Raw genomic sequence first — 22831 nt, forward strand, 5'->3', positions numbered from 1 at the left:
TCGCGCAAGCGATCCTTTCCCGCCCGCATTGCCTCGCCGGGCGAACCGGTTTCAAATCCTGCCCGGACAAGACGGCTCCAGCCGCATGATCGTCGCGCGCCACGACCGCGCCGCAACAGGTGAGGACAAGCGCATGGCAGACAGCGACCCGCATTTCGACACGGCTTCCGCCGTCACGCCGGCCGAAGCGCTGCCGTCGATGGCCTATCGCGCCTATTTCCTGCTGCTGATGGTGCTGGTGTCGGCTTCGGTCCAGGGCGAACGCTATCTGATGGTGGTGATGGTCGAGCCGATCCGCCATGAACTGGGCCTGTCCGACGCGGCGATCGGCATGGCCAAGGACATGATCATCGCGATCGTCTATATCCTCGCCATCATCCCGCTGGCACGGCTCGCCGATGGCTGGTCGAAACGCAAGATCGTCGCCATCGCCGCCGCCGTGTGGAGCGCCGCCGTCATCGTCTGCGGTCTGGCGAAGAGCTTCTGGATATTGCTGATCGGTCGCGCCGGCATCGGCCTTGGCGAAGGCGGCTTCACCCCGCCGTCCCAGGCCTGGATTGCCGATCTTTTCCCGATCCGCCAGCGCGCGACCGCGCTGTCGATCTTCCTGCTCGGCGCCTCGCTCGGCACCTTCCTTGGCCCTGCCGTCGGCGGCTGGGCGGTGCAGGCCTATGGCTGGCGCGAGACGCTGATTTTTGCCTCCATCCCCGGCTTCATCCTGGCGCCGATCGTCTGGTTCACCCTGCGCGACAGCCGATCGGGCCTGGCCGACGGTGCCTCGGCCGAACAGGCGCGGCCCGTGCCCTTCCTGCAGACCGCGCGCGAATTGCTGGCGATCCGCACCCTGCCGCCGCTGATCGCCGCCGCGTCGCTCAATGCGCTGCTGACCATGGGCTTCATCAGCTGGGCGCCGGCCTTCATGGAACGGACCCATGGCATGCCAGCCAGCCAGGCCGGGTTGCAGATGGGCGGCGCGCTCTTCTTCGGTTCGGCAATCGGCCATACGCTGGGCGGACCGCTGGCCGACTATCTCGGCCGCCGCGACATGCGCTGGTATGTCTGGATATTGATGCTGTCGGGCGCCTGCGCCACCGCGATCGGCTGGATGATCCTGACCGGGCCGGGCGAGCGGGTCTTTCCGCTCTATGGCCTCAACATGCTGCTGGGCGGCCTGTCTGCGGCGCCGCTGATGGCGGTGGTGGCGGGGCTGGTGCCCTCGCGCTCGCGCGCCACGGCGATCGCGGTGCTCATGGTGTCGATACAGGTCGTCGGCCTGGGCGGCGGACCGGTGCTGGTCGGCGCGCTCAGCGATGCGCTGCGCCCGGTCTATGGCGAGGATTCGCTGGGCATGGCGATGCGCTGGGCGCTGCTGGTCGGCATTCCCAGCACCATCCTCGCCTGGTTCGCCAGCCGCAGCTGCCGCAAGGATTTCGCCGCGGCCGGCGGCTGGGACCGCAGCACCATGCCCGCCGCCATCCACTGACGCGAGGAGCGCTGCCGATGCCCGCCTATATGATCGTCACCCGCGAAGGCCCGATCGCCGATCAGGAAGCGATGGACGCCTATAGCGCGATGAACCGCGCCAATGCGGAAACCTTCGTCGCTAATTACGGCATCCGTCCGCTCGCCGTTTATGGCGCGCAGCAATTGCTGGAGGGCGAGGGTGCGGACGGCGCGATCATCCTGGAATTTCCCGACGCCGCCAAGGCCCGCGCCTGGTATGACAGCCCTGAATATCAGGCGGCCTTGCCCTATCGGATGAAGGCAGCGCCCTATCGCGTGCTGCTGGTCGAGGGACTTTGAGATTCTCCATCAAGGACGCATCATGACCGACATCACCCCCCGTATTTCCCATCTGCCGCGCGACCAGTGGACCGACGACGCGCGCGAGGTCTTTGCCTTCTGGGGCGAGCCCAATGCCTGGGAGGAGGGGTCCAAGACCAATGTCATGATGGTGATGGCCAACCATCCGCCGCTGGGGAAGGTCTATAATATCTGGGGCAAGCATCTGCTGATGGCGAACAGCCTGTCGACCCGCGCGCTCGAACTGCTGATCCTGCGCGTCGCCTGGCGGGTGAACTCGGCCTATGAGTGGCATAATCATGTCGGCTATGCGCTCAACGCCGGCATCACGCTGGAGGAAATCGGCGCGATCCGCGATTTCCCCGAAGGCGGCGACTGGGCGGAGCAAGATGCACTGGTGCTGCGCTCGGTCGACGAACTGATCGAGGATGGCAAGATCAGCGATGCCACCTGGGACGGGCTGGGCGCCCATTATGACACGCGGCAGAAGATGGATCTGGTCTTTTCGATCGGCCATTATGTCATGACCAGCTGGGCGCTCTCTTCCTTCGGCGTCGGTATCGAGGGCGGGGCCGACCCGATCGGCTTTGACCTCAAGACCGGATCGGGCAGGACGCCGGGCAAGACCTTCAAGCCGGGCGAAAGTGATAATTGGACCGACACGCGCGGCTATTGATCGCCGCCCCCTTATCGCGCCGGTGATATGGCGGCGGCGGGCCGCTTTTGCGCATTGTCCGCCGCCAAAGGCGCGATAGCAGGGGAACAGATATTCGCTGTTTCAAAGGGGACACACCATGGCCACCGACATCCTGCTGCCCAAGATCGGCTTTTCCATGACCGAGGCGCAGATTGCCGAATGGCTGGCCGAAGACGGCGCGACCGTTACCGAGGGCCAGCCACTCTATCTGCTGGAAGCCGACAAGTCGGCGAACGAGGTCGAGGCGCCGGCCAGCGGCACGCTGCGCATCATCGCCCAGCCGGGCGAAACCTATGAGGTCGGCACCGTTCTGGGCACGATCGAATAAGATGGTGTTGCGCGTCGGCATCGTCAGCGCCGCCTGGGGCGCCTTCGCGCATCTGCCCGCCTGGCGCGCCATTCCCGGCGTCGAGGTGACGGCGATCTGCACCTCGCGCGAGGAGACGGCCCGCGCCGCGCAGCAGCGGCTCGGCCTGCCGCGTGCCTTCTGGAATGCGGCCGAAATGTGCGCCGATCCCGACATCGACATTGTCGACCTCGGCACTCGGCCCAGCGTCCGCCTGCCGATGGTGCTGGCCGCGCTCGCCCATGGCAAACATGTCTATAATGCCAGCCCCCACGCCCCCGACTGGGCCGGTGCCAAGGCGATCGATACGGCCTGGCAAGGCGGCACCAGCATCGGCGTGGTCGACGCCTTCTCGCAATATCTGCCCGCCCTGCGCCAGATGAAGGCGATGCTGGACGACGGCCATATCGGCGCGCCGCTCGGCGGAACCTGCCATTTCAACATTTCGCTGTTCAACCAGCCCAACAAGCTTTTCCCATACAACTGGTTCGCGCAGGCCGGGCAGGGTGTGTCGGCGGTGCGCAACAATGGCAGCCACGCGCTCTATCTGTTGCTCCATCTGCTCGGTCCGATTGCCGAACTGGTCGCGGACGACAGCCAGATACTCAAGCGCTGGGTCTTTCCCGACGGCGACACCATCACGCCCGAAACCACCGACCTCGCCAATGTCATCCTGCGCTTCGAAAGCGGGCTGGTGCTGCAGATGCAGATCAGCTGGAGCATGGCGCTGCATGACGGTTTCCTGCTCGACCTGTTCGGCGACAAAGGGCGGATGGTCTCGACCTCGCCCACTTTCCCGACCGCGCGCGACGGCACGCTGCGCGCCGGGCAACTGGGCGGCACGCTGGAGGATGTCGCGCTGCCTGACGCGTTCAAGACGACGCCCGGCATCGCCCTCGACTGGCAGAGCGAGCCCCAGCCCAGCTATCCGATGGCGCTGTCGATGCAGGCCATGGTGGATGCGATCCATGAACGCGGCACCGCAGCCCCTGACTTCGCCCGCGCGCTGGAGGTCGAACGCATCCAGGAAGCGATCCGCATCTCCAGTGCCGAACGCCGCTGGGTGCGCGTGGCGGATATTATCTGACCTTCGTTAGCAGGCGATGAGAGACGGGCACGTCATCACGCTCGTCCAACCGTCCTATCGCCCTGTAAACTTCGCTGTCCGCTTCTCCTTGAGCGCGGCGATCCCCTCGCGGTGATCGGCGGTGCGGACGCTCAGCGATTCATAGGCGATGCCGGCTTCCATCACCGCGCCGGCGATCCGCTTCAATTCCATGTTGGTCAATATCTTGGTCCAGCGGATCGCATTGGGCGCGCCGGCCAGCAATTTCGCGCAAAAGGCATCGACCGCCGCGTCGAGCCGGTCGGCCGGCAGGCAATGGTTGATGAGGCCGATCTCCGCTGCCCTGGCCGCGCTCAGCAATTCGCCGGTCAGCAGATATTCCTTCGCCTTGGCAAGGCCGATCCGCTGCGCCCAGATGACCGCGCCGCCATCGCCCGCGACCAGGCCGATGCCGACATGCGGGTCGCCGATCTTCGCCCCCTCGGCGGCAAAGATGATATCGCACAACAAGGCGATCGACGCACCCAGCCCGACCGCATGACCGTTCATCCGGCACACCACCGGCTTTTCGATGTCGAGCAGGGCGGAGACGATCCGCTTCGCCTGCCGCGCCTCATGATCGAACAGATGCGGGTTGGCGGCATTATGCTCCATATGGGCGATGTCGCCGCCAGCGGAGAAGGCGCGGCCCGCGCCGGTCAGCAGCACCACGTCCGACCCATTGTCGCGCCCGGCAAAGGCCAGCGCCTCGGGCAGTTCGTCATGCAGGTCGAGATTGACCGCGTTCAGTGCCTCGGGCCGGTTGAGCGTCATCACCAACAGCCGCCCCCGCCGCTCCAGCAGGATGGTGCGATAATCGGGCAGGTCGTGGTTCATGCGTCTCTCCTTGGCCCTCGCTCTAGCATGGCGCCGTGCGGCGCGAACGTCGCCGTGGCGATGAGCGTGGCTCCACCCTCCCCATCATCGCCCCGGCACGATAGCCCGGATGAACAGAAAAGGGAGAGCGGCGCATGGACGGGTTCGACGAGATATTCGACTGGGTGGTCGTGGGCAGCGGCGCCGGTTCGATGAGTTCGGCGCTGGTCATGCGCCAGGCCGGCAAGTCGGTCGTCATCCTGGAAAAGACCGACAAGATCGGCGGCACCACCGCCAAGTCGGGCGGCGTCATGTGGATTCCCGCCAACCGTTTCATGGCAGCCGATGGCGAGGCGGACAGTGCCGAGGCGGCGATGACCTATCTCGACGCGCTGCAGGCGCTCGATGGCCACCCGGCGCCGGGCACCTCGCGCGAGAAGCGCCTCGCCTATGTGACGCAGGCGCCGCGCGCGGTCGATTTCCTGGTGGATCAGGGGGTGGCGCTGCAACGCGGTTCGACCTTCTGGCCGGATTATTATGATGAGCAGCCCGGCGGCTGCAAGACATCACGCACCGTGGTGGCCAGGCCCTTCAACCGCAAGGAACTGGGCGACTGGGCCGACCGGCTGCGCCAGGGTTTTGCCGAATTCAACGTCACGCTGGTCGAGGGGATGGAGGCGCAGGGCCATCGTCGTACCAACAAGGCATCGGGCAAGCTGATGGCCAAGATCGCGCTGCGCACCATTCGCGACAAGCTGCTGGGCCGTAAATATACGACGGCGGGCGCCGCGCTGCAGGGGCGGATGCTGAAAGCCGTGCTGGCGGCCGACGCCGACGTCCGCACCGATACGCTGGTAAGCGAGATCGTCGTGCAGGAGGGGATCGCCACCGGCGTGGTCACGGTGAAGGACGGCAAGCCCTGGCGGATCGGCGCGCGGCTCGGCGTGCTGGTCAATGCCGGCGGCTTTGCCCGCAACCAAACGATGCGCGACCGCTACATGCCCGGCACCCGCGCCGAATGGTCGCAGACGCCCGAGGGCGATACCGGCGAGATGCAGCAGGAACTGGAGCGGGTCGGCGGCCGGCTGGCGCAGATGGACCAGATGGTCGGCTATCAGCTGACCCCCGCGCCCGGCTGGGACAAGGGCTATGTCGCGCCCGGCGCCCAGTCGATGACCGGCAAGCCGCACGCCATATTGGTCGATCAGGGCGGTACCCGCTTCATGAATGAAGGGGGCAGCTACGAGCTCTATTGCGAGACGATGGTCCGGCGGAACGCGGTCGTGCCGGCGGTGCCGAGCTGGGCGATCCTGGACCGTCAATATGTCGAACTCTACGCCGTCGCCGGCCGCTTCATCGACAAGGCGATTCCCGAAGGCTGGGTGGAAAGCGGCTATCTGCACAGCGCCGACACGATCGAGGGGCTGGCATCCAGCATCGGTGCCGATCCCGCCACCCTGGCCGCGACCGTGGCGCGCTGGAACGGCTTCGTTGCCGTCGGCAAGGATGGGGACTTTGATCGCGGCGCGCGCGCCTATGACAATTGCGGCTTCGTCGGCGATCCCTTTTCCGCGGAACGCTCCATGGGATCGATCGAGAAGGGGCCTTTCTACGCCGTGCCGGTCGTGCCGGGCGATGTCAGCACCTATGGCGGTGTCGTCACCGACGAACGCGGGCGGGTGGTCGATGGCGCAGGCGCGCCGATCCCCGGCCTCTATGCCACCGGCGTCACCACCGCATCGGTGATGGGCAATGTCTATGTCGCGGCGGGCGCCAGCATCGGGCCGTCGATGGTGTTCGGCTATATCGCCGCGCGCCATGCGGCGGGGCTGGACAATCAGTAACACAGGAAGGGAATAGCCCCGGAAAACCATTGCCCCCGACGCGGGGGGAGTGCGCCGGGGGCCTGGTAAGATGTCTCGGCCTGAGGGGGCTGGCCGGGACCATTCACAGATAGGAAGCCGTGGGCGGCTTTCAACCCGCGTCGGGCGGAGAATTTTCATCCTGCGCGTCGAACCGGGCCGGACGCGAGAGCAGGAAGGGCAGGCTGGGCGAGGCGATCTTGGTCTGGCCGCCATCGGCGTGGATCAGGGTCACGCGGCCGACCCCCGGCGAGGCCACGACCGCGACCACCGTATCGACCCATTGGTGCAGCACCGCGCGCGAATGGGCGAGTTCGTCGCCACCGGTCCGGGCATCGCCTTCCGCTTCCAGTTCGGCCTCCAGTTGCAGCACGCGCTCGGCCGCCTCGCGCGCCTTTTCATTCTTGTCCATGCGTCCGTTCCAGAATTTAGAGTAGGTTTATCCCGATCTTGCCGAAGAATTGGCCGCTTTCCAGATGGCGGCAGGCATCGGCCAGGCGGGTGAGATCATAGACCGCATCGACCAACGGCCGGATGCGATGCTGCGCGCAAAAGGCCAGCATGGCCTCATGCTCGGCGCGGTTGCCGACCGAGATGCGGGCGACCGGATGGCCGCCGACATCGGCGAGGTGCCAGCTGAACTCGGACCCCAGCATGCCGATCGCGGCGATCACCCCGCCGGGGTTGAGCAGCGATGCGGCGGTTGCCACCTGGCTGGCGCCGACCACATCGACCACGATGTCGACACCGCGTCCGCCCAGCGCCTGGCGGATCGCCGCCGGCCAGTCCGGATCGGACCGATAATTGATGCAGATGTCGGCGCCCAGCGCGCGGGCGCGCGCCAGCTTGGCGTCGGAGGAGGAGGTGATGGCGACATGGGCGCCGGCCGCCTTGGCCAATTGCAGCGCCGCGATCGAGACGCCGCCGGTGCCTTGGCACAATATCCATTCGCCCCGCTGGATCGGGCGGGGCAGGAACAGCGCGTTCCAGGCGGTGAGGCCGGCGCAGGTCAAAGTCGCCGCCTCCAGATCGCCGAGCGCATCCGGCACGATGCACAGGCTCTCGGCCGGAAAGGCCGCATATTGACGGGCGACGCCGTCAGCGCTGCCGCCCAGCATCGCCATGCTCGGCTGTCGTCCCTCCAGCCAGCCCAGGACGAAGATCGGGTTGACCCGGTCGCCCGGCTTCACGCGCGATACGCCCTCGCCGACCGCGACCACTTCGCCGGTGGCGCAGGACAGGGGGACATAGTCGGGTTCCTTGGCGAGTCCCGCCATCATGCCTCGGGCGATGATCAGGTCGCGGAAATTGAGCGTCGCCGCCTTGAGCCGCACCAGTGCCTCGCCGGGCCCCGCAACCGGGATCGGCACGCTGTGGATCGCGATCCCCTCAATCCCTTCGCCGCCCCTGGCGACGGCGGTCAGCATGTTCGTCATCGCGCGCTCTCCCTGCTGCCAGCTTGGGCCGATCGGACCGCATTGCAAGCATCGCCGGCCGCATATCGGTGGAGCGAAATCGCGCGGAAAAGTGACGCATTTTCGCGCCTTTTGGGGCGCGGGGCAACATATCGCCGGGGCGAGTTGACCCCCGATGCCCGACAGCCAATGCAGGGGGCACATTCCATAGCCATCGAGGAACCCATGGCAGAGTTGAGCAACGCCCCGGCGCCGAGCCAGGAAGCGCTGGTGGACATCTACCGCCGCATGATCCGGATCGAGCGCAACGACGACGCGATCCGCAAGACCATCCGCCTGGGGCGGCTGGTCATGCCCTATTATTCGGCGCGCGGGCAGGAAGTGATCCCGGCGACCATCTCGTCGCTGCTGACCGACGACGACAAGATCTGCACCATCTATCGTGGCATTCACGACATGGTGGCCAAGGACATGCCGCTGCGCCCGCTCTGGGCGGAGATTGCCGGCCGGGTCGATGGCACCTGCAAGGGCAAGGGTGGGCCGATGCACCTCACCCATCCCGAAACCGGGGTGATGGTGACGACCGGCATCGTCGGCTCCTCCATGCCGATCGCCAATGGCCTCGCCTGGGCGGCGAAGCTCGACGGCTCGAAGCGGGTGACGATCGCCTATTTCGGCGACGGCGCATCGAATATCGGCGCCTTCCACGAGGCACTGAACCTGGCGTCGGTATGGAAGCTGCCGGTGATCTTCGTGTGCCAGAATAACGGCTTTGCCGAACATACGCGCTACGAGAATGGCACCTCGGTCGACTTCATCGCCAAGCGCGCAATCGGCTACGGCATGCCCGGTCATACGGTCGACGGCAATGATCCGCTCGCCATGTATGCCGCCGCGCATGAAGCGATCACCCGCGCCCGTGAGGGCGAGGGCCCGACCCTGCTGGAGTGCAAGACCTTCCGTTTCCTGGGCCACGTCCTGGGCGACGACGACAAATATATGACCAAGGAGGAAAAGGCCGCGGCGATCGCCAAGGATCCGCTGCCCGCCTTCAAGGCATGGCTGGTGGCACAGGGCCACGCGACCGAGGACCAGCTGGCCGACATGCAGGCGAAGATCGAGGCCGAGGTCGAGGATGCCCAGGAATATGGGCTGGCGAGCCCGCTGCCGTCGGTTGACGAACTGCGCCGCGATGTGTTTGCCCAGGAGATGCCCGCATGACGGCCAAGAAGATGAACTCGCTCCAGGCCGTCAATTCGGCCCTCGCCCAGGCGATGGCGGAGGATGACAAGGTGCTGGTGCTGGGCGAGGATGTCGCCGACCGTGAAGGCGGCGGCGTCACCGGCGCGACAGCCGGCCTCTCGACCCGCTTCGGCGACGATCGCGTCAAATCGACGCCGATCTCCGAACAGGCGATCATCGGCGCGGCGATCGGCGCGGCGCTGGCCGGCTACAAGCCGGTGGCGGAGATCATGCTGATGAACTTCACCACCGTTGCCATGGACATGATCTTCAACCATGCCGCCAAGCTGCGCTTCATGTCCGGCGGGCAGAGCACGGTGCCGATCACCATCCGCACCCTGACCGGTGCGGGTTGGCAGACGGCGGGCCAGCATGCCGACCATCTGGAAGGCTGGTTCGCCCACACCGCCGGCATCAAGGTGGTCGCGCCCTCGACCCCGGCCGATTACAAGGGGCTGCTGCTCTCCTGCATCCAGGATCCCGATCCCTGCATCTTCATCGAATCCGCCGGCAGCCTGTTCATTCCGGGCGAGGTGGACGAAGTCGCGACGCCGATCCCGCTGGGCAAGGCGCGGATCGTGCAGGAAGGGACCGACATCACCATCGTCTCCTGGTCGTCGCAGCTGTTGCGCTGCCAGGCTGCGCTGCCGGCCTTGGCGGAGGCAGGCATTTCGGCCGAACTGGTCGATCTGCGCACCGTGTCCCCTTGGGACCGCGAAGCGGTGCTGGCCTCGGTCGCCAAGACCGGCCGGGCGCTGGTGGTGCATGAGGCCGTGCGCGACTTCGGTCCGGGTGGCGAAATCGCCTCGACCATTGCGGAGGAACTGTTCGGCCAGTTGAAGGCCCCGGTCCGGCGCCTGGGCGCGCCCAAGTCGCCGGTGCCCTTCGCCAAGGTGCTGGAGGACGCCTATATCGTCTCGCCCGAGCGCGTGGCCGACGCGGTCAAGGCGCTGATGGCCTGAAGATCGGAAGGCGGCCGGGGCAGCAATCCGGCCGCTTTCTTCTTACCGTCCCGCTTCCCCCACCGGCAGCACCGTGGTGAATTTCGTCACCGACAGGGCGAAGTGGGAGGAGGCGCCGCCGACCGAGGGGTGCTTGAGCAGGTTGCGCATCAGGAAATGCTCATAATCGGCGACGTCGGAGGCCACGACCCGCATCAGATAGTCCCATTCGCCCGACATGAGGTAGCATTCCATGATCTGCGGATGCGCCTCGACAAAGGCGTGGAAGGCGTCGACGCTTTCGCTGGTGTGGCTCTTCATCCGCACGCTGCACAAGATGTTGACGGCATGGCCCAGCTTCTCCGCATCGGCGAGCCGCACCGCGCCCTTGAGCACGCCCATCTCCTCCAGCGCCCTGATCCGCCGCCAGCAGGAGGGGGCGGTGCTGCCGACCCGTTCGGCGAGGTCCGCATTGCTGAGCGAGGCGTCGCGCTGAAGCTCTGCGACGATGCGGCGGTCGAGTGCATCGAGATTGACGGATTTGTTCATGATATCGCCGATCGGTGAATTGATTTCGCAAAATCCCTTGTAAATCCTGCCCGATTGAAAGGCAATTACGCCCACTCTGTGAGAGATTGGCGTGATGGTAGAGGAGCTTGAACCGCCCGCAGGCGCTGCGGCTGACTGGACGATCCCGCAGGCGTGGGACCGCTACAGGCCGGCTGAACATGCGATGTGGGACACGCTCTTCGCGCGCCAGTCCGCCATGCTGCCCGACCGGGTGGTGCCCGAGTTCATGGCCGGGCTCGACATATTGCGCATCAACCGCCCCGGCATCCCCAATTTCGAGGAACTGTCCGATCGGCTGATGCGGGCGACCGGCTGGCAGGTGGTCGCCGTGCCCGGCCTCGTCCCCGACCGGGTCTTCTTCGAGCATCTGGCCAATCGCCGCTTCGTCGCCGGCCGCTTCATCCGCACGCCTGAGCAGATCGATTATCTGCAGGAGCCGGACATTTTCCACGATGTCTTCGGCCATGTGCCGCTGCTCGCGAACCCGGTCTTCGCCGACTATATGCAGGCCTATGGGCAGGGCGGGCTTCGCGCCGCCGATCTGGGCGCGATCGAGCGCCTAGCCCGGCTCTACTGGTACACGGTCGAGTTCGGCCTCATCCGCCGGCCCGAGGGGCTGCGCCTCTATGGCGCGGGCATCGTCTCCTCCTATGGCGAATCCGTCTTCGCGCTCGACGATCCCTCGCCCCATCGCCTGGGCTTCGACCTCAGACGGCTGATGCGCACCCGCTATCGCATCGACGATTATCAGCAGAGCTATTTCGTCATCGACAGTTTCGAGGATCTGCTGCGCCAGACGGTCGAGACCGACTTCGCCCCGCTTTATGCGGAGCTGGCAGGACAGCCCGATTTCGCGACCGACGCGATCACCGACACCGACATCATCTACACACAGGGCACCCAGGCCTATGCCCGTGCCCGCGCAACTGAGGTTCTATGACAGACACGACCCTTCTTGCCCCGGCACCCGGCCGGTCCCTGTTCGGTGCGCTCGATCGCCAGGCGCCCGACGCGCTGCTGGGGCTGATCGCGCAATATCGCGCCGATCCCCGCGCCGACAAGATTGACCTCGGCGTCGGTGTCTATCGCGACGAAGCGGGTGCGACCCCGGTGATGCGCGCGGTGAAGGCGGCCGAAGCGCTGCTGCTGGCCGAGCAGGGCAGCAAATCCTATCTGGGGCCGGAGGGCGACACGGGCTTTGTCGACCTGCTCGCCGCCATCATCTTTGGTCCGCTGGCCGGCTCCGACCGGATCGCCGGGGTGCAGACGCCCGGCGGCACCGGCGCGCTGCGGCTGGGCGCCGACCTCATCGCCCGCGCCCGGCCCGGCGCCACCGTGTGGATCGGTGATCCGACCTGGCCCAATCATGCGCCGATCTTTCGCGAGGCTGGGCTGACGCTGGCCTCGCACCGCTTTCTGGATGGTGCCGGCGCGGTCGATTTCGATGCGATGCTGGCCGATCTGGCCGCGGCGCAGGCCGGCGACGTGCTGCTGCTCCATGGCTGCTGCCACAATCCGACCGGCGTCGATTTCAGCGCCGATCAATGGGCGGCGATCGCCGATCTGTGTACGGCGCGCGGCCTGATCCCATTCATCGACCTCGCCTATCAGGGGCTGGGCGACGGGCTGGAGGCGGATGCCGCCGCCACGCGGCAGATGCTGGCCGCCGTGCCCGATGCGCTGGTCGCCTATAGCTGCGACAAGAATTTCGGCCTCTATCGCGAGCGGGTGGGCGCGCTGTGGGTGCAGGGGGCGAATGCCGCGCTGACCGCGCTCGCCTTCTCCAACATCGTCGCGCTGGCGCGGGGCATCTGGTCGATGCCGCCCGATCATGGCGCGGCGATCGTCCGCACCATCCTGGAACGGCCGGCGTTGCGGGCGGAATGGACGGGCGAGCTGGACCAGATGCGCACCCGCATCAATGCGCTGCGCACCGCGCTGGCCGCGGCCCATCCGCAGCTGGCCGCCATTGCCGGCCAGCGCGGCATGTTCGCGATGCTGCCGGTCAGCGCCGCCGCCGTCGCCGCGATGCGCGCCGACCATGGCATCTACATGGCTGGCAATGGCCGCATCAACATTGCCGGGCTGCGGCTCGACACCATCTCCGCCTTCGTCGCCGGCCTTTCGCCGCATCTGCCTTCTGCCTGAGGACCCCGTCATGACCATCGATCCCGCCAACCCGCTGGGCCTCAACGGCTTCGAATTCGTCGAATTCACCTCGCCCGAGCCCGAGAAGATGGCCGCCCAGTTCGAGCAGCTGGGCTTCACCGCGACGCACCGGCACCCGACCAAGAACATCACCCGCTACAAGCAGGGACGCATCAACCTGATGCTCAATCGCGACGATGCCGGGCGGGTCGCTGCGTTCCGTGGCGAACATGGCCCATCGGCCAGCGCCATGGCCTTTCGCGTCGCCGATCCCGATGCGGCGCTGCGCTGGGCGCTCGACCATGGCGGCAAGCCGACCGACGAGAATGACACGGTGATCCAGGGAATTGGCGGCTCCTATCTCTATTTCATGCCCGATGGCGGCGATCCCTATGCCGACTGGGCCGAGTTCCCCGGCTGGCAGGAAGCCGAAGCGCGCAACAATGTCGGTCTCGACCTGCTCGACCATCTGACCCACAATGTGAAGCGCGGCCAGATGCGGGTGTGGAGCGAATTTTACCGCACCCTCTTCGGCTTCGAGGAGCAGAAATATTTCGATATCAAGGGCAAGGCGACCGGCCTGTTCAGCCAGGCGATGATCGCCCCGGACAAGGCGATCCGCATTCCCCTGAACGAGAGTCAGGACGACAAGAGCCAGATCGAGGAGTTCATCCGCGACTATAATGGCGAGGGCATCCAGCATATCGCGCTCACCACCGCCAATATCTATGACACGGTCGAGCGGCTGCGCGCGCGCGGCGTGCGGCTGCAGGACACGATCGAGACCTATTATGAGCTGGTCGACCAGCGCGTGCCGGGCCATGGCGAGGATCTGGAACGTCTCAAGCGCAACCGCATTCTGATCGACGGCAATGTCGGCGAGGAGGGCATCTTGCTGCAGATCTTTACCGAGACGATGTTCGGCCCGATCTTCTTCGAGATCATCCAGCGCAAGGGCAATGAAGGCTTTGGCAATGGCAATTTCCAGGCGCTCTATGAATCGATCGAGCTGGACCAGATCCGTCGCGGCGTGATCACCGTCGATGAGTGACGCGCCGCCCCGGATGATGAGCGGCTTCGGCAATCATTTTTCGACCGAGGCGGTGGCCGGCGCGCTGCCGGTGGGGCGCAATTCGCCCCAGCGCCTGCCCTATGGCCTCTATGCCGAGCAATTGTCGGGCACCGCCTTCACCGCGCCACGGGCGGAGAACAGGCGCAGCTGGCTCTATCGCATGCGGCCGGCGGCATCGCATCCACCCTTCGCGCCTTATGATGCTGCAGCCTTGCTGCGCAGCGCGCCATTTGACGAGGTGCCGCCCTCGCCCAATCGGCTGCGCTGGAACCCGCTGCCATTGCCTGAGCGTGACGTCGACTTCATCGACGGCCTCACCAGCTATGCCGGCAATGGCGATGTCGCAGCAGGCCAGGGCTGCGCCGTGCATCTCTACGCCGCGACTGCCTCGATGGTCGACCGTGCCTTCGTCTGCGCCGATGGCGAGATGCTGATCGTGCCACAGCAGGGCGCGCTGCGTATCGTCACCGAACTGGGCGTGATCGATGTCGCGCCGTTGCAGGTCGCGCTGATCCCGCGCGGCGTCCGCTTCCGGGTCGAGCTGATCGAGGGCGCGGCGCGCGGCTATGTCTGCGAAAATTACGGCGCGCCCTTCCGCCTGCCCGATCTGGGACCGATCGGCGCCAACGGCCTGGCCAACCCCCGCGATTTCGAGGCGCCGGTCGCGGCCTATGAGGATGTCGAGCGGCCGTTTGAACTGATCCAGAAGTTCATGGGCCGCCTGTGGATAACCATGCTGGACCATAGCCCGTTCGATGTCGTCGCCTGGCACGGCAATCTCGCGCCGCTGCGCTATGACCTGACCCGGTTCAACACGATCAACACGGTCAGTTTCGACCATCCCGATCCCTCGATCTTCACGGTGCTGACATCGCCGAGCGAGACGCCGGGCACCGCCAATATCGACTTCGTCATCTTCCCGCCGCGCTGGATGGTGGCGGAGGACACATTCCGGCCGCCCTGGTTCCACCGCAATGTGATGAGCGAGCTGATGGGGCTGATCCATGGCGAATATGATGCCAAGGCGGGCGGCTTCGCGCCCGGCGGCGCGTCGCTGCACAATGGCATGGCCGGCCATGGCCCCGACCGGGCGAGCTATGACAAGGCGATTGCCGCCGACCTGGCGCCGCAGCGCATCGCCGACACCATGGCCTTCATGTTCGAAAGCCGGATGGTGCTGCGCCCGACGCGCTGGGCGATGGAAAGCTCGCTGCTGCAACCCGATTATGATGATTGCTGGTCTGGCTTCCGCAAGGCCCAGCTGCCCCCGATGAACGAGACCCCATGAGCTATTGGCAAACCGACGAAACCCATGATCCCGCCCGCACCAGCTGGGTTGCGAGCGCGCAGGATCATGGCGACTTCCCGATCCAGAACCTGCCCTATGGCCTGTTCTCGCCCGCAGGAGCTTCGCCGCGCGCCGGTGTCGCGATCGGCGACGCCATATTGGACCTGGCCGCCTGTGTCGGGGCCGGGCTGATCGATTGCGCGCCGCTGCTGGAAGGCCAGCTCAACGCGCTGATGGCGCTGCCGGTGGCGGAGCGGGTCGCCCTGCGCCGCCGGATCAGCGCGCTGCTGTCGGACCCGGCCCATCGCTTGGCGGTCGAGCCGCTGCTGCACCGGGCGGCGGACTGCATGCTGCATTTGCCGGCGCGGATCGGCGATTATAGCGACTTCTATGTCGGCATCCATCACGCCAACAATATCGGCCGCCAGTTCCGGCCCGACAATCCGCTGCTGCCCAATTATAAATATGTGCCGATCGGCTATCATGGCCGCGCCTCCTCGATCCGTCCGTCGGGTGATCCGCTGGTCCGTCCGCGTGGCCAGCGTAAGCCGCCCGAGGCCGATGTGCCGGTGGTCGGCCCGACCGCCCGGCTCGATTATGAGCTGGAACTGGGCGTGTGGATCGGCGCCGGCAATGATCTGGGCAGCCCGATCCCGATCGGCCAGGCGGCCGATCATGTCGCCGGCTTCTGCCTGCTCAACGACTGGTCGGCGCGCGATTTCCAGGCGTGGGAATATCAGCCGCTCGGGCCCTTCCTGGCCAAGAATTTCCATTCGACCATTTCGCCCTGGGTGGTGACGCCCGAGGCGCTGGCGCCGTTCCGCATCGCCCAGCCGCCCCGGCCGGACGGAGACCCGGCGCCGTTGCCTTACCTCAGCGATGCCGATGATCAGGCTCATGGCGCGCTGGCGCTGACGCTGGAAGTCTATCTCTCGACCCAGGCGATGCGCGACGCAGGCCAGCCGCCGATGCGGCTGAGCCAGGGGCCAGCGAGCAACATGTACTGGACCGTCAGCCAGATCGTCACCCATCATGCCTCCAATGGCTGCAACCTGATGCCCGGCGATCTGCTCGGCAGCGGCACCATCTCCGCCCCGACGCGCGAGGGCTATGGCAGCCTGATGGAGATCAGCAGCGGCGGCCGCGAGCCGATCAGCCTGCCATCGGGCGAGACGCGCTGCTTCCTGGAGGATGGCGACGAGGTGACATTGCGCGCCACCGCGTCCGCCCCCGGCCATGTGTCGATCGGCTTTGGCGAATGCCGCGCGACGGTCGTGCCGGCGCGATGAGCGACCTCACCCTTCATGGCTATTGGCGATCGAGCGCGAGCTATCGCGTGCGGATCGCGCTGGCCCTGAAGGGTGTCGACTATGCCCAGGTCACCCATGATCTGCGCAGCGGTGCGCAGCGGGCGCCCGATTATCGAGCGCTGGCGCCGCAGGGGCTGGTGCCAGCGCTGGTCGATGGCGACAGCGTGCTGACGCAGAGCGGCGCGATCCTGGAATGGATCGAGGCCCGCTGGCCGCAGCCGCCCTTGCTGCCCGCCGATCCGGGCGATACGGCGATCGTCCGCGCCATGGCCGCCATCATCGCCTGCGATATCCATCCGCTCGGCAATCTGCGCATATTGCAGGCGCTGCGGCAGGATTTTGGCGCCGATGAGGATCAGGTCCGCGCCTGGATCGCCCGCTGGACCGGCGAGGGGCTGGCCGCGCTCGAAACATTGGTCGCGCGCCATGGTGGCACCCATGCCTTCGGGGACAGCCCCAGCTTCGCCGACTGCCATATTGTGCCCCAGCTCTACAATGCCCGGCGCTTCGGCGTCGACCTGACGCCCTTTCCGCGGCTGTGCGCCGTGGACGCGGTGGCATGCGCGCTCCCCGCCTTTGCCGCCGCGCACCCCGATCGCCAGCCCGACGCCGACATATGAGCGACGCCGACACGCGCCTGTTCGCGACGCCGGCGGGCGTGCGCCTTTGCCCGATCGAGCAGATCGCCGATGGCAAGGCGCGCAATTTCGTGTTGCAGATGCGCGCCGGCCGCTTCCATGGCTTTGCCGTGCGGGATGGCGATCATGTCGCCGGCTTTGTCGATCAATGCCCCCATGCCGGCCTGCCGCTGGCCCAGCAGCTCGATGATTATCTGACCCCGGATGGCAGCCATATCCGCTGTAGCTGGCACGGCGCCCTGTTCCGCCGCACCGATGGCGTCTGCGTCGGTGGGCCATGCGTCGGTCAGCGCATTGCGCCCTGGCCGCTCGCCATCGCCGATGGCTGGATTGTCACCGCTGCCCAAAGCGACTAGGAACCGGCCCAGGGACGGCGCTTCGCATCGTCCCGACATGATCGCGCCGGTGCCCCCACGGGGGCTTAAAATGGGAAGGCGGTGCGGATGCCATGGCATCCAAGTCCGCAGCTGTCCCTGCAACTGTGAGCGGCGAGCGTGATGAACAAAGCTGTCCCCGATGCGGGATCAGCAGCCACTGGGCCGGACGCTAAATCCTGCGAGGCCTGGGAAGGCCGTTCCTCCCGCTATGACCCGCAAGCCAGGAGACCTGCCGGCGTTTAGGTCGCTCTTGCTTTGGTCCAGGGGATGGCCGGGGCACGGTGTTCCGTCTGAGCGACAGGTTGGCGGCTGGAGCCGCGCGGTCACGCATCTGCGGGCGAACAAGCGCCCGTCCGCGATGCCGGCCGGCCGTGCGTGCGCGCCCGGTTCGCTCCCGCCCCGGTTGCTCCGGCGCGCGAGTATTTGTCATGGCCAACACTGCATCTGCCAAGATTCCGACCACCGTCATCACCGGCTTCCTGGGCGCGGGCAAGACCACGCTGATCCGCCACCTGCTGGAAAATGCGAAGGGGCGCCGCCTCGCCCTCATCATCAACGAATTTGGCGATGTCGGTGTCGACGGCGAACTGGTGAAGGGCTGCAATGACGCCGCCTGCCCCGAAGAGGATATTGTCGAGCTGGCCAATGGCTGCATCTGCTGCACCGTGGCCGACGATTTCCTGCCGACCATGACCGCGCTGCTCGACCGGCCGAGCCCGCCCGACCATATCATCATCGAAACCTCTGGGCTGGCCCTGCCCAAGCCGCTGGTCAAGGCCTTCCAATGGCCCGACATCCGCACCCGCGCCACGGTCGACGGCGTCGTCGCGCTGATCGACGCCGATGCGGTCGCCGCCGGCCGCTTCGCCACCGATGAGGCCGCGCTGGCCGCAGCGCGCGCCGCCGACCCCAATCTGGACCATGACAGCCCGCTGGAGGAATTGTTCGAGGATCAGCTCGCCTGCGCCGACATGGTGGTGCTGAACAAGAGCGACCTGGTCGATGCCGACACGCTGGCCGCGGTCGAGGCGCAGGTCGATGCCGAGACGCGGCCCGGCGTGAAGATCGTCCGCGCCGCCCATGGCGCGGTCGACATCGGCGCGCTGCTGGGCATCGTCGCGGCAGCGGAGGATGATCTTGACGCCCGCCCCTCGCACCATGAGGCGGAGGGCGAGGATCATGACCATGATGATTTCGACAGCTTCGTCGTCGGCGGCGATGCGGTCGCCGATCCCGACACGCTGGTGCAGGCGCTGTCCACGCTGATCGCCACCCATGATGTGCTGCGCGTCAAGGGCATGGTCGCGGTCGCCGGCAAGCCGATGCGCCTCGTCGTGCAGGCGGTCGGCCCGCGCATCCAGCATTTCTTCGACCGTCCCTGGCAGGCGGGGGAGGCGCGCCGCACCCAGCTGGTGGTGATCGGCCAGAAGGGGCTGGACCGCGCCGCGATCGAGACCGACATCCAGGCCGTGCTCGGCTGATGCATCTTCTGTCCGCCACGCCGGGAACGATCAGCGACGGCGAGGAGGCGATCGACCTCGATCAGCCGCCCGGCGACATCGTCATCCTGACCGTGGCGGACAGCGACCTGGCCTGTTTCGCCGCTGCCGCCGCGCGCCTGCCCGATGATGCGCCGAGCGTGCGGCTGGCCAATCTGCTGCAGCTCAGGCATCCCTATTCGGTCGACCTCTATGTCGAGAAGGTGATCGCCAAGGCGCGCTTCGTCTGCGTCATCCTGCTCGGCGGCAAAAGCTATTGGCCCTATGGGGTGGACGAGATTGCGCAGGTCGCGCGCGAACGCGGCATCGCCTTCGCCGCGATCGCCGACGGGCGCGAAGGCGACCCGGCGCTGGATCGTGCCTCCACTGTGCCGGCGGCGATGCGCGAGCAGCTGCGCGACTATCTGCGCCAGGGCGGCACCGCCAATGCGCTGTCCTTCCTGCGCTGCGCCGCTCGGCTGACCGGCGCGGATGCGGGCGAGCCCGACCATCCGCTGCCGATTGCCGATGCGGGCCTCTATCTGCCCGGCCATGACCGGCCCGGCGTGGCCGAACTGCGCGCGACCTGGGTCGAGGGGCGGCCGGTGGCGCTGCTGATCTTCTATCGCGCTTTGGTGGTGGCCGGCACGCTGAGCGCGGTCGATGCGATGGTGGCGGCGCTTGGCGCGCGCGGCTTCAATGTCGCCGCCGTGCATGTCCGCGCGCTGCGCGAGCCGTTCGTGCGCGACTGGCTTGGCGGGCTGCTGGCCGACATCGCGCCCGACATCATCGTCAATGCGACCAGCTTCGCCGCCTCGTCGTCGTCCGAACCGCGCGTATCGGGCATCTTGGAACAGGCCGATTGCCCGATCCTGCAGACCGCCTTTGCCGGGGTCGAGGAAGGCAGCTGGCGCGGGTCCGCCCGTGGCCTTGGCCCGCGCGACCTGGCGATGAATGTCGCCCTGCCCGAAGTGGACGGCCGCCTCTTCACCCGCGCCGTGGCCTTCAAGGCGGCCGAGCGGTTCGATGAACGCACCCAGTGCGGCATCGTCGTGCCGCGGGTGGCACCCGACCGGGTCGCCTTCGTCGCCGATCTGGCACGCAACTGGGCGGCACTGCGCCGCACTGCGCCGACCGAGCGCCGGGTTGCGCTGGTGCTGGCCAATTATCCCAATCGCGACGGGCGGATCGGCAATGGCGTCGGCCTCGACACGCCGGCCAGCGCCGCCGCGATCCTGCGCCGGCTGGGCGAGGCCGGCTATGCGATCGGCGACGCTCCGCGCGACGGCGCCGCGCTGATGCGGCTGATGACCGGGGGCGTCACCAATGATCTGGCGTCGCTGGATCGGTCGGGCGAGGTCAGCCTGTCGCTTGATGTCTATCGCGCCGCCCTTGCCGCTCTGCCCGCCGGCGCGCGTGACGCCATGGTCGATCGCTGGGGACCGCCCGAGGCCGATCCCTTCGTGCGGGACGGCGCCTTTCGCCTTGCCGTCCATCGCTTCGGCCATGTCGCGATCGCGGTGCAGCCGGCGCGCGGCTATAATATCGATCCCAAGAGCAGCTATCATGACCCCGCGTTGCCGCCGCCGCACGCCTATCTCGCCTTCCATGTCTGGCTGGCTCAGGATTTCGGGGCGCAGGCGCTGGTCCATGTCGGCAAGCATGGCAATCTGGAATGGCTGCCGGGCAAGGCGGTGTCGCTTTCGGCCGATTGCTTCCCCGAAATCTGTGCCGGGCCGGTGCCGCAACTTTATCCCTTCATCGTCAATGATCCGGGCGAGGGGACGCAGGCCAAGCGCCGCATCGGTGCGGTCATTCTCGATCATCTGACCCCGCCGCTGACGCGGGCGGAAAGCTATGGCCCGCTCAAGCAGCTCGAAGCGCTGGTGGACGAATATTATCTCGCCGCCGGCATGGACCCGCGGCGGCTCGACCGGCTGCGCCGCGATATTATCGACCTGGCCCGTAGCCAGGGGCTGGACAAGGATGCGGGCGCCGCCGGTGATGATGACGACGCGCTCGCTGCGATCGACAATTATCTGTGCGAGCTCAAGGAATTGCAGATCCGCGACGGGCTGCATGTCTTCACCGCCTCGCCGGAAGGGCGGCTGCGCCGCGACCTGCTGATCGCGCTGGCGCGCACGCCGCGTGGCCTGGATCATCCGGGGCAGGCCTCCTTGCTGCGGGCGCTGGCCGATGATCTGAGGCTCGGCTTCGATCCGCTCGATTGCATGCTGGGCGCGCCGTGGGATGGGCCGCGTCCGCCCGCCTTGGCGGACTTATCCACAGATGCCTGGCGCACCCATGGCGACATGGTCGAGCGGCTGGAATTGCTGGCGGCGGCGCTGGTCGATGGCGCGGCGCCGGTCGGCCCGGCCAGCGCGGCCGTGCTGGCGGCGATCGCCGATGATCTCGCGCCGCGCGTCGACGTCTGTGGCACGCGCGAGGCGGCGGCCCTGCTGACCGGCCTCGACGGACGCTTCGTGCTGCCGGGGCCATCGGGCGCGCCGACGCGCGGCCGGCCCGACGTGCTGCCGACCGGGCGCAATTTCTTCTCGGTCGATACCCGCGCCGTGCCGACCGCCGTCGCCTGGGATCTGGGCCAGCGATCGGCGCAATTGCTGGTCGATGATTATCTCCAGCGCGAGGGCGACTATCCCCGCGCCATCGCCCTGTCCGCCTGGGGCACGGCGAACATGCGCACCGGCGGCGACGATATTGCGCAGGCCTTGGCGCTGATGGGCGTGCGGCCGCGCTGGGAATGGAGTTCGGGGCGGGTCGTCGGCTTCGAGATGATGACGCTGGCCGAGCTGGGCCGACCGCGCGTCGACGTGACATTGCGCGTCTCCGGCTTCTTTCGCGATGCCTTCCCCGAACAGATCGACCTGATCGACAGCGCCGCCCGCGCGGTGATGGCGCTCGATGAGCCGGACGAGGATAATCCCGCCGCCGCCCGCCATCGCGCCGAACAGGCGGCGCTGGTGGCGGACGGCGCCGATGCGGCGGAGGCCGCACGCCGCGCCGGCGCCCGCGTGTTCGGATCGAAGCCCGGCGCCTATGGCGCAGGGTTGCAGGCGATGATCGACGAGAAGATCTGGCACAGCCGCGCCGATCTGGCGAACGTCTATCTCGACTGGGGCGGCTATGCCTATGGCGCAGGGGTGGAGGGCGACAGTGAGCGCGCGCTGTTCGCCACCCGCCTCTCCCAGGCCGACGCGGTCGTCCAGAATCAGGATAATCGCGAGCATGACCTGCTCGACAGCGACGATTATTATCAGTTCGAAGGCGGCATCGCCGCCGCCATCGAGCATCTGAAAGGCGGAAAGCCGCTCAGCTATCATAATGACCATAGCCGCCCGGAACGGCCGGTGATCCGCACGCTGGAGGATGAGATCGGCCGCATCGTCCGCGCCCGCGTCACCAATCCCAAATGGATCGCCGGCGTCATGCGCCATGGCTATAAGGGCGCGTTCGAAATCGCCGCCTCGGTCGACTATCTCTTCGCCTTCGCCGCCACCACCCATGCGGTGCGCGACCATCATTTCGATGCCGTCCATGCCGCCTTCATCGAGGACGACGCCGTGCGCGCCTTCATGGCCGACGCCAATCCCGCCGCCCTGCGCGAGACCGCTGCCCGGCTGGCCGAGGCGCTGGAACGCGGCCTGTGGAAACCCAGATCGAACAGCGCGGGCATGCTGCTCGCCCAGCTTGCAGGAGAGTGAC

At 67.0% G+C, this 22831-nt stretch carries 21 protein-coding genes and 1 riboswitch; of the genes, 17 read left to right on the forward strand and 4 right to left on the reverse strand.

From position 1 onward, the window contains the following. Positions 1-133: 133 nt before the first annotated feature. From ACI6S0_RS20165 to ACI6S0_RS20185, 5 genes are all read left to right on the forward strand, one after another. Entirely contained in the window at positions 134-1483 is a 1350-nt protein-coding gene (locus tag ACI6S0_RS20165) for an MFS transporter (RefSeq protein WP_434404118.1), read from the forward strand. A gap of 17 nt (positions 1484-1500) precedes the next feature. Continuing rightward, positions 1501-1803 carry a DUF1330 domain-containing protein gene (locus ACI6S0_RS20170; protein WP_434404120.1) on the forward strand — a complete coding sequence of 101 codons (303 nt, stop codon included), beginning with the start codon at positions 1501-1503 and terminating at the stop codon, positions 1801-1803. Positions 1804-1825: 22 nt separating this feature from the next. Further along, on the forward strand, positions 1826-2479 hold the full coding sequence (locus ACI6S0_RS20175) for a carboxymuconolactone decarboxylase family protein (RefSeq protein ID WP_037508195.1): 654 nt from the start codon (positions 1826-1828) through the stop codon (positions 2477-2479). Between the two features lie 118 nt (positions 2480-2597). After that, a complete protein-coding gene (locus tag ACI6S0_RS20180) occupies positions 2598-2828 on the forward strand; it encodes a biotin/lipoyl-containing protein (protein ID WP_004209482.1) in 231 nt (76 codons plus the stop codon). A gap of 1 nt (position 2829) precedes the next feature. Beyond that, positions 2830-3933, forward strand: a complete 1104-nt coding sequence (locus ACI6S0_RS20185; protein WP_434404121.1) for a Gfo/Idh/MocA family protein — start codon at positions 2830-2832, stop codon at positions 3931-3933. Between the two features lie 54 nt (positions 3934-3987). Here ACI6S0_RS20185 and ACI6S0_RS20190 read toward each other — a convergent pair whose 3' ends face one another. Next, positions 3988-4788, reverse strand: a complete 801-nt coding sequence (locus tag ACI6S0_RS20190) for an enoyl-CoA hydratase/isomerase family protein (protein ID WP_434404122.1) — start codon at positions 4786-4788, stop codon at positions 3988-3990. Positions 4789-4922: 134 nt separating this feature from the next. Between ACI6S0_RS20190 and ACI6S0_RS20195 the strand changes: the two genes are divergently transcribed. Next, on the forward strand, positions 4923-6611 hold the full coding sequence (locus tag ACI6S0_RS20195; protein WP_434404123.1) for an FAD-binding protein: 1689 nt from the start codon (positions 4923-4925) through the stop codon (positions 6609-6611). Between the two features lie 130 nt (positions 6612-6741). Here the strand turns inward: ACI6S0_RS20195 and ACI6S0_RS20200 are convergent, their stop codons facing one another. After that, positions 6742-7041 (reverse strand): hypothetical protein, encoded by a 300-nt coding sequence (locus ACI6S0_RS20200; protein ID WP_004209488.1) that lies wholly within the window; start codon positions 7039-7041, stop codon positions 6742-6744. Between the two features lie 16 nt (positions 7042-7057). Further along, positions 7058-8065, reverse strand: a complete 1008-nt coding sequence (locus ACI6S0_RS20205) for a zinc-dependent alcohol dehydrogenase family protein (RefSeq protein ID WP_434404125.1) — start codon at positions 8063-8065, stop codon at positions 7058-7060. Between the two features lie 204 nt (positions 8066-8269). Here ACI6S0_RS20205 and ACI6S0_RS20210 point away from each other — a divergent pair, with 204 nt between their 5' ends. Next, positions 8270-9265, forward strand: coding sequence for a thiamine pyrophosphate-dependent dehydrogenase E1 component subunit alpha (locus tag ACI6S0_RS20210; RefSeq protein WP_434404126.1), 996 nt, complete (start codon positions 8270-8272; stop codon positions 9263-9265). Continuing rightward, positions 9262-10248 carry an alpha-ketoacid dehydrogenase subunit beta gene (locus tag ACI6S0_RS20215; protein ID WP_375187247.1) on the forward strand — a complete coding sequence of 329 codons (987 nt, stop codon included), beginning with the start codon at positions 9262-9264 and terminating at the stop codon, positions 10246-10248. The genes ACI6S0_RS20210 and ACI6S0_RS20215 overlap by 4 nt, the downstream gene beginning before the upstream one ends. 42 nt (positions 10249-10290) lie before the next feature. Here ACI6S0_RS20215 and ACI6S0_RS20220 read toward each other — a convergent pair whose 3' ends face one another. Beyond that, positions 10291-10776, reverse strand: coding sequence for an Lrp/AsnC family transcriptional regulator (locus tag ACI6S0_RS20220; RefSeq protein ID WP_004209492.1), 486 nt, complete (start codon positions 10774-10776; stop codon positions 10291-10293). Positions 10777-10870: 94 nt separating this feature from the next. Here ACI6S0_RS20220 and phhA point away from each other — a divergent pair, with 94 nt between their 5' ends. The 9 genes from phhA to cobN all read left to right on the forward strand — a co-directional run bounded on the left by phhA (position 10871) and on the right by cobN (position 22830). Continuing rightward, a complete protein-coding gene (gene phhA / locus ACI6S0_RS20225; RefSeq protein ID WP_434404129.1) occupies positions 10871-11737 on the forward strand; it encodes a phenylalanine 4-monooxygenase in 867 nt (288 codons plus the stop codon). Then, the gene (locus ACI6S0_RS20230) at positions 11734-12945 is read left to right on the forward strand and encodes an amino acid aminotransferase (protein WP_434404130.1); all 1212 of its coding nucleotides are present in this window, start codon (positions 11734-11736) and stop codon (positions 12943-12945) included. The genes phhA and ACI6S0_RS20230 overlap by 4 nt, the downstream gene beginning before the upstream one ends. 10 nt (positions 12946-12955) lie before the next feature. Next, a complete protein-coding gene (hppD, locus tag ACI6S0_RS20235) occupies positions 12956-13996 on the forward strand; it encodes a 4-hydroxyphenylpyruvate dioxygenase (RefSeq protein ID WP_333882936.1) in 1041 nt (346 codons plus the stop codon). Further along, positions 13989-15305 (forward strand): homogentisate 1,2-dioxygenase, encoded by a 1317-nt coding sequence (gene hmgA / locus ACI6S0_RS20240; RefSeq protein ID WP_434404131.1) that lies wholly within the window; start codon positions 13989-13991, stop codon positions 15303-15305. The genes hppD and hmgA overlap by 8 nt, the downstream gene beginning before the upstream one ends. Then, entirely contained in the window at positions 15302-16594 is a 1293-nt protein-coding gene (gene fahA / locus ACI6S0_RS20245; RefSeq protein WP_434404132.1) for a fumarylacetoacetase, read from the forward strand. Before hmgA ends, fahA begins: the two co-directional genes overlap by 4 nt. Further along, complete coding sequence (gene maiA / locus ACI6S0_RS20250; RefSeq protein ID WP_434405974.1) at positions 16591-17235, forward strand: maleylacetoacetate isomerase; 645 nt, start codon at positions 16591-16593, stop codon at positions 17233-17235. The genes fahA and maiA overlap by 4 nt, the downstream gene beginning before the upstream one ends. Beyond that, positions 17232-17609 carry a Rieske (2Fe-2S) protein gene (locus ACI6S0_RS20255; RefSeq protein ID WP_434404133.1) on the forward strand — a complete coding sequence of 126 codons (378 nt, stop codon included), beginning with the start codon at positions 17232-17234 and terminating at the stop codon, positions 17607-17609. Before maiA ends, ACI6S0_RS20255 begins: the two co-directional genes overlap by 4 nt. 30 nt (positions 17610-17639) lie before the next feature. Continuing rightward, positions 17640-17881: riboswitch (cobalamin riboswitch) on the forward strand. 177 nt (positions 17882-18058) lie between these two features. Then, positions 18059-19111 (forward strand): cobalamin biosynthesis protein CobW, encoded by a 1053-nt coding sequence (gene cobW / locus ACI6S0_RS20260; protein WP_434404134.1) that lies wholly within the window; start codon positions 18059-18061, stop codon positions 19109-19111. Then, positions 19111-22830, forward strand: coding sequence for a cobaltochelatase subunit CobN (gene cobN, locus ACI6S0_RS20265; RefSeq protein WP_434404135.1), 3720 nt, complete (start codon positions 19111-19113; stop codon positions 22828-22830). The genes cobW and cobN overlap by 1 nt, the downstream gene beginning before the upstream one ends. Position 22831 lies beyond the last annotated feature (1 nt).

The sequence above is a fragment of the Sphingobium sp. DN12 genome, assembly GCF_051058005.1.
Classification (GTDB): domain Bacteria; phylum Pseudomonadota; class Alphaproteobacteria; order Sphingomonadales; family Sphingomonadaceae; genus Sphingobium; species Sphingobium yanoikuyae.

Coding starts and splice junctions, on each gene's coding strand:
- ACI6S0_RS20165 (WP_434404118.1), top strand. CDS start 134: ATGGCAGACAGCGACCCGCATTTCGACACGGCTTCCGCCGTCACGCCG.
- ACI6S0_RS20170 (WP_434404120.1), top strand. CDS start 1,501: ATGCCCGCCTATATGATCGTCACCCGCGAAGGCCCGATCGCCGATCAG.
- ACI6S0_RS20175 (WP_037508195.1), top strand. CDS start 1,826: ATGACCGACATCACCCCCCGTATTTCCCATCTGCCGCGCGACCAGTGG.
- ACI6S0_RS20180 (WP_004209482.1), top strand. CDS start 2,598: ATGGCCACCGACATCCTGCTGCCCAAGATCGGCTTTTCCATGACCGAG.
- ACI6S0_RS20185 (WP_434404121.1), top strand. CDS start 2,830: ATGGTGTTGCGCGTCGGCATCGTCAGCGCCGCCTGGGGCGCCTTCGCG.
- ACI6S0_RS20190 (WP_434404122.1), bottom strand. CDS start 4,788: ATGAACCACGACCTGCCCGATTATCGCACCATCCTGCTGGAGCGGCGG.
- ACI6S0_RS20195 (WP_434404123.1), top strand. CDS start 4,923: ATGGACGGGTTCGACGAGATATTCGACTGGGTGGTCGTGGGCAGCGGC.
- ACI6S0_RS20200 (WP_004209488.1), bottom strand. CDS start 7,041: ATGGACAAGAATGAAAAGGCGCGCGAGGCGGCCGAGCGCGTGCTGCAA.
- ACI6S0_RS20205 (WP_434404125.1), bottom strand. CDS start 8,065: ATGACGAACATGCTGACCGCCGTCGCCAGGGGCGGCGAAGGGATTGAG.
- ACI6S0_RS20210 (WP_434404126.1), top strand. CDS start 8,270: ATGGCAGAGTTGAGCAACGCCCCGGCGCCGAGCCAGGAAGCGCTGGTG.
- ACI6S0_RS20215 (WP_375187247.1), top strand. CDS start 9,262: ATGACGGCCAAGAAGATGAACTCGCTCCAGGCCGTCAATTCGGCCCTC.
- ACI6S0_RS20220 (WP_004209492.1), bottom strand. CDS start 10,776: ATGAACAAATCCGTCAATCTCGATGCACTCGACCGCCGCATCGTCGCA.
- phhA (WP_434404129.1), top strand. CDS start 10,871: ATGGTAGAGGAGCTTGAACCGCCCGCAGGCGCTGCGGCTGACTGGACG.
- ACI6S0_RS20230 (WP_434404130.1), top strand. CDS start 11,734: ATGACAGACACGACCCTTCTTGCCCCGGCACCCGGCCGGTCCCTGTTC.
- hppD (WP_333882936.1), top strand. CDS start 12,956: ATGACCATCGATCCCGCCAACCCGCTGGGCCTCAACGGCTTCGAATTC.
- hmgA (WP_434404131.1), top strand. CDS start 13,989: ATGAGTGACGCGCCGCCCCGGATGATGAGCGGCTTCGGCAATCATTTT.
- fahA (WP_434404132.1), top strand. CDS start 15,302: ATGAGCTATTGGCAAACCGACGAAACCCATGATCCCGCCCGCACCAGC.
- maiA (WP_434405974.1), top strand. CDS start 16,591: ATGAGCGACCTCACCCTTCATGGCTATTGGCGATCGAGCGCGAGCTAT.
- ACI6S0_RS20255 (WP_434404133.1), top strand. CDS start 17,232: ATGAGCGACGCCGACACGCGCCTGTTCGCGACGCCGGCGGGCGTGCGC.
- cobW (WP_434404134.1), top strand. CDS start 18,059: ATGGCCAACACTGCATCTGCCAAGATTCCGACCACCGTCATCACCGGC.
- cobN (WP_434404135.1), top strand. CDS start 19,111: ATGCATCTTCTGTCCGCCACGCCGGGAACGATCAGCGACGGCGAGGAG.